The 6,108-nt window shown below is 42.6% G+C and carries 4 protein-coding genes; all 4 read right to left on the reverse strand.

Annotated elements, in window-relative coordinates:
* Positions 1-208: 208 nt before the first annotated feature.
* A complete protein-coding gene (locus A6M21_RS02330; RefSeq protein ID WP_078060328.1) occupies positions 209-1,600 on the reverse strand; it encodes a short-chain fatty acid transporter in 1,392 nt (463 codons plus the stop codon).
* Positions 1,601-1,698: 98 nt separating this feature from the next.
* Positions 1,699-2,460, reverse strand: coding sequence for an SDR family NAD(P)-dependent oxidoreductase (locus A6M21_RS02335; protein ID WP_066666305.1), 762 nt, complete (start codon positions 2,458-2,460; stop codon positions 1,699-1,701).
* Complete coding sequence (locus A6M21_RS02340) at positions 2,461-4,107, reverse strand: class I adenylate-forming enzyme family protein (RefSeq protein WP_066666306.1); 1,647 nt, start codon at positions 4,105-4,107, stop codon at positions 2,461-2,463.
* 60 nt (positions 4,108-4,167) lie between these two features.
* Positions 4,168-5,610, reverse strand: coding sequence for a 4-hydroxyphenylacetate 3-hydroxylase family protein (locus tag A6M21_RS02345; protein ID WP_066666307.1), 1,443 nt, complete (start codon positions 5,608-5,610; stop codon positions 4,168-4,170).
* Between the last annotated feature and the right edge of the window lie 498 nt (positions 5,611-6,108).

Below are 6,108 nucleotides of genomic sequence, written 5' to 3' on the forward strand. Positions count from 1 at the left end.
TAACTTTGACGTGGCCTTGATAGAGAGGGGGAATACCCGTGTCACTCTTGTCAGGCAGATGACCGGGTAAGCTAGGCACCCCCCCATATCTTGGTATCATGTGCATTCTGTTCCATGCCAAGGGCGAACAAGAGCAAAAGGAACTAATTTAATTCGGGTTATATGGTCTATTAGCTATTAATATTCTAGTTAGTAATCTTTGTCTTATTCAATGGATTAAAACAGGAGCCATGATTAATGTAGTTGCTCCAAATACAACCACTCCAAGAATAAATGCCGCTAAACCATATCCAAGGACCTCTCTTACTTCTCTACCGGCAATAGCTAAAACAGGTAACATCCAAAAGGGTTGAAGCATCTCCATTGTAGATTCGCCCCAAGCCACAGCCATAGCCGATAGAGGTTGAGATGCATGTAATTTCACAGCAGCTAGAGCTGTAATAGGACCTTGAACCGCCCAGTGGCCACCACCTGAGGGAACAAATAAGTTAATTATTAATGATACAATAAACTGCCAAAAAGGAAGTGTATTGGCACTAGAAAAGTGAACAAAAAAGTTTGCTATGACTGATGCCAGTCCACTTGTAATCATTATCCCCATCATGCCACCGTAAAAGGGATATTGCAAAGCAAGTGGTCCTGATGTTCTCGCAGCTGTATAAAAAGCATTAACATAATTCATTGGACGCCAATGCAATAAAAATCCAGCCAATAAGAATAAAAATACTAACGTATTAAAATCAAGCAAGAAACCTTTTTTTAACCATATTGAGATAAGATAAGTAAGTCCGATACCTACAATAATTATGGTTATTATCCAACTATTATCCAACTTAGCGGCAGGAACCTGATCTATTTTAGCAGCACCAGCCTCCTCATCAGCTCTAATCAACGTCTCCTTATCAACAAGGCACCACTTTCTTTTATCCTTGGGGGCAATAAAATAAAATAGTATGGGAAGACATATTATCAAAATAACCGTAGGTATTAAATTCCAGGCTGCAAAAATTGTACTTTGCAGAGGTAACACCTGATGAGTAAATCTCTCGACAAAATTCACCGAGTTACCACGGGAAGTTAGAATTACTGCTATCGAGCTTGATAAACCACAAGTCCAAACCAAAAATCCCGAATATGCTGCGGCAATAATGAACGGGAAATCAACATCTAACCGCTTAGCAATTTCTTTACTTACCAAACCCATTAAAATTAATCCCAGTCCCCAGTTTACAAACGATCCAATTGCCCCCACCAATGCTGCCACAATAATAGCCTGACCTTGATTTTTAGGTAATCCTGCAAGATACTTAATAAAACGCATCACGATTGGCGACAAAGCAAGCGTATAACCAGTTATCAGTATTAAAATCATCATAAACGCGAAGTTAATGATTGACCAAATACCATCATACCATTGTTTTGTAATGTCAACAAAGCTACTTTTCGTTAAGAACAATGCCAAAATAATTGTAACAACTGTTAAGACTACAGCCAGTATAAATGCGTCTGGCATATATAAACGAATAATTTTTGCAAAGCCTTCACTAAAACGTTCAATAATTCCAGGTCTAACTTCATCATCCTGGTAATCCATTTTCATTTTTACCCTCCTTTAATTTACTTAAATTTCTAATTATATTAACTAAATAAGAATTCTCCTTTCAATAAAATTTTATTAATATAGAACCTTTGGTTGTTTTAGAGTGCCGTCCATCCACCATCTACATAAAGTATAGTTCCAGTTATGAAACTTGAAGCTTCAGACCCCAGAAAGACAGCAGGGCCAATGATTTCCTCCGGTTCTCCAAGCCTTTCCATGGCATTTCTCTTTTTAACATCTTCATACCATGAAATATCTTCCATCACCTGGCGTACTAAAGGAGTTTTCATATAAGCGGGGGCGATAGCATTGACAGTTACTCCAAAAGGTGCCCATTCTACTGCGAGAACTTTTGTCATCTGATTAATACCGCCCTTACTAGTTGCATAAGCTATTTGTTTTTTCATACAAACTGTACCAAAAATTGAAGACATATTAATGATTTTCCCTTTACGCTGTTTAACCATTACTTCACCAATATTTTTTGCGCATAGATAAACTCCTTTTAAATTTGTATTAATTACCCTGTTCCATTCCTCTTCCGTCATTTCTAATGCTTCTTTCCTTATATTAATTCCTGGCACATTATAATCAATATCTATTGTTCCAAACCTATCCAAGGATTGTTTCACCATTTTCTTTACTTCAGCTTCATTAGTGACATCAGTTTGTAAACTTATCGCATCACCACCTCTTCTTTTAATTTCTTCGATTGTACTTTCAGCCCCATGACGCGGACTACCCACCGCCACCACATTAGCACCATAGGCTGCCACTCCTATTGCAATCTGCTGTCCCAACCCGGAGGACGCTCCGGTAACAATAGCAGTTTTTCCTGTCAAATCAAATAAATTCTTCATTCAATCTCCCCCATTTAAAATCTCTGGTTGATTCAACTTTCGCAAAATACTTTTCATAACCTTTCCATTAGGATTCTTAGGCAATTCCGTAAGGAATTCAACAAACTTGGGTACCTTGTATTTGGCCAGCCTTTCTTTAACCCAATCCTGCACTTCCTCCACAGTCAATGTAGCACCCGGGCGCAGAACGATATAAGCTTTGACAATTTCACCGTAAATTTCGTCAGGTATTCCGACCACCGCTGCTTCCATCACTTTGTTATTGCTATAGAGGACGTCTTCCACCTCTACACAAAAGATTTTTTCACCTCCCCGATTAATCATATCTTTGATACGGTCCATGATATAGACGTATCCTTCTTCATCAATCTTGGCGATATCACCAGTGTGCAGCCACCCATTCACAATTGCCTTTTGAGTGGCCTCAGGATTTTGCCAGTACCCCGGGGTTAAGTTGGGTGAATTGATCAGCAATTCCCCTTCGGTGTTGGGCGGCAATTCTTCTCCGGTGACCGGATCAACCACCTTGCACTTGTTTACGGGGAAAGGCAAACCGATTGACCCCAACTTCCTAAGCGCATCTTCCTTGGGCATACAAGTTCCCGGGGAAGCAATTTCCGTTAGACCGTAGGTATTGTGCAACTCTATGTTCGGCAGCCAGTCCCGGAGCATTTTTACCGTCTCACCAGACATGGGCGCCCCGCCAAAACCGGCCACCCGGAAGCAAGACATGACGTATTTTTCATGGTCCGGATGCATCAGCATCATTACGTATATGGTCGGTACCACAATCATGCTGGTTATTTTCTCTTCTTCCATTATTCTTAACATTTCTTCGGTTTTAAACATTGGCATAAGGGCAATGGTGCAGCCCAGATTAATATAAGTGAGCAATTGAGCGTAAAGACCAGTCACATGAAATAATGGCACGGCAATTACAGTTCTATCATTAGAGGTAAGATTATATATTCTTTTATAACTAATCATCGTGTGGATGACGTTAAAGTTAGTGTTCATGACTCCTCTGGGCAGGCCTGTAGTACCGGAAGTGTACATGATAAAAGCGACATCGTGCTCATCAATTTCTGTCGTTACAATTTCCGGAGAATCGCTATCAATCAATTCAGAGAATTGCCTGGTCCCATTTATTTCCCGTCCCACCACATAAAACTCCCGGCAGTTGTCAATAGAACGTAATATCGGCTCAATATTAACCCACCAGCTATCATTGAGCACAAGTAGTTTGGAGCCTGAATTTTTAATCATGTATTCAAGTTCAGCGCTTTTAAGTTTGGTATTCAGGGGGACCGCAATGCCGCCCAATTGAGCCACAGCATAAAGACTAACTACAAAAGGAATGCCATTTGTCAATAAAATGGCCACCCGGTCGCCCTTCTTAATGCCGCACTTATTACGAAGGGCATAGGCCATATTGTTAACCATCCTGTTTAATTCGCTATAAGTGACGCGATCATCTCCCATGACCAGAGCCGTCTTATCGGGAAAAAGCTGTGCGCTGTTCTGCAATGTCTCAATAACTGTTTTCGGGCGATCTGCATATACATTAACCGTTACCCCATTGATAGTTTTTTCAACAATTCCCCCAGTAAATTTGGACGCCCACAGATCCTTGCCAACTGAATTCATTAAACATGCCCCTTTTTGTTTAAACGATTTACAATCTTCAGATATTTAACCGGAAAGAAATTATTTTTGTTCAGGAACGCCTGCCAGTTTTTTGGCCATGCGCTTTTTATGTTCAATATTGGATTGGCGGATAATCATCACTCTTTGGGTCTGGGGCGACCCAGCGCCATGCATGCTTTCAGCCAAGGCGGTACCACCGGTCATATTTTCCACCAACCTTGCCATTCTGACCCTATTCTCGGTAGGCACACCAACCACACCGCTGAAATATTTTTCCAGGTAAGGACCGGTTTTGGCATTCTGGAAGTCCTTTTCCGAGGGCAGGGTGGCGATAAACCCGCCCGCCACGTCATGGGCTAGCCGGCAGATTTCGTAGATATGACGGGTTACGTTCTGCTTAACTACATTGGCCAACAGTGGATTGACAAAATATGCACCGGAAAGTGTTTTTCTCCCTTCGGCTGAACAAGCGATTGAACAGCAGTATAACGTTTCGCTCAGATGCAACATTTCGGTAATTTTGTCCTTAATATGAGAAGCCTTGGCCACACCGTTATATTCCGCCAGGACCATCGTTGCACCAATGATGATGTCGCTAACCCCGCACTTGCACCCTCCATAATTTTGCCTGTGAAAGGAGGCGAACCTTTCAACCAGCATCCCGGCAAACTGGTACTCCCCGCACATAAAGACCCTTTCCCAGGGAATAAAAACATCTTCCAGCACAGTTAGCGCCTCACCCCCAACTATGCCGTACCTGGCGTTGCCGATGTCTATTTCCCCATCCAGGCGCCGCTCATCATTGGTTTGGCGACCGAAAATATGAAACACGCCGGGGGCATCAACCGGTACGGCACAGGACACGGCATAGTCCTGATCGGCCTCTCCCAGGGCGATGGTGGGCATAATGATCATGTAGTGAGAATTGATTATTCCCGTCTGGTGGGCCTTGGCCCCCCTGATCACAATACCTTCCGCCATCTTTTTAACCACATGCACATACATGTCCGGATCAGCCTGCTGGCTGGGACGCAAACTACGGTCTCCCTTGGGATCGGTCATCGAACCTGCGGACATGAGATCTTTTTCCTGGACATATTTTAAGAAATCCACAAAGTGTTGATGATAAGAAGTGCCTAACGTCTGATCCATCTCATAAGTTACTGAATAAAGAGCATTTAATCCGTCAAAACCCACACATCTCTGGAAGCATGTCCCCGTACGCTGGGCAATCATACGCAACATTTTAACCTTTTTGACCAGATCCTCGCTACTCTGATGAATATGGGTGAAGCGATTTATTTTTTTCCCGGTCAGATGGGAGTGCACCGTTACTAGATCCTCGAATTCCGACTCATGGGCCATGTCGTAAGTTACCGCAGCCGCATTGATGTGTGGCCGGAATAGTGGATGATCCACGAAGTTAGCAATCCTTTCCCCAAAAGCATAGATTTCTGTTTTCAAATGTCGCAAGCTTTCAATATACTCTTCTCCTGTCAACATGGTTCGCCCTCCCCCTTTATTTAATAAATAACGAGTTTTCCCAAAATCATTTTCCCATCCCCGTGTGTCATTAGATAAAATATTCTTAGTTGCTTCATGTTTAACCTTTGTTAGTATCCACAAAGTCTATAGAACAAATTGTATATATATACAAATAGTCCATCTGCCCCAAATAATTCCAAATTACATTGGGATAATTAGGTTATAAGTAAGTAGACCTTGGCACATCAACTTTAGGCGCAGCCTATCATCTAGTCCGCAAAGGCACTAAATGCCGTCAAATAGGTGGGGGCCTAAGCCGCCCGGTCGGTAGCTTCCAGGTGGACGACTTGTGGCAATTTATTCCGCCTCTATCTTGCTGGATATTTGACAACCGGATCAGGCCGTTAACTCTAGAGAAGGACTCTTCTTTAGTGTTAACAAGACCGGCTACAAAAAAAGAACGCCCGGTCAGGGATTATCCCCTGACCGGGTGTTCTGTTCGCCCGGCATGTCTGC

The sequence above is a fragment of the Desulfotomaculum copahuensis genome, from assembly GCF_001655685.1.
GTDB classification, from domain to species: domain Bacteria; phylum Bacillota; class Desulfotomaculia; order Desulfotomaculales; family Desulfovirgulaceae; genus Desulfotomaculum_G; species Desulfotomaculum_G copahuensis.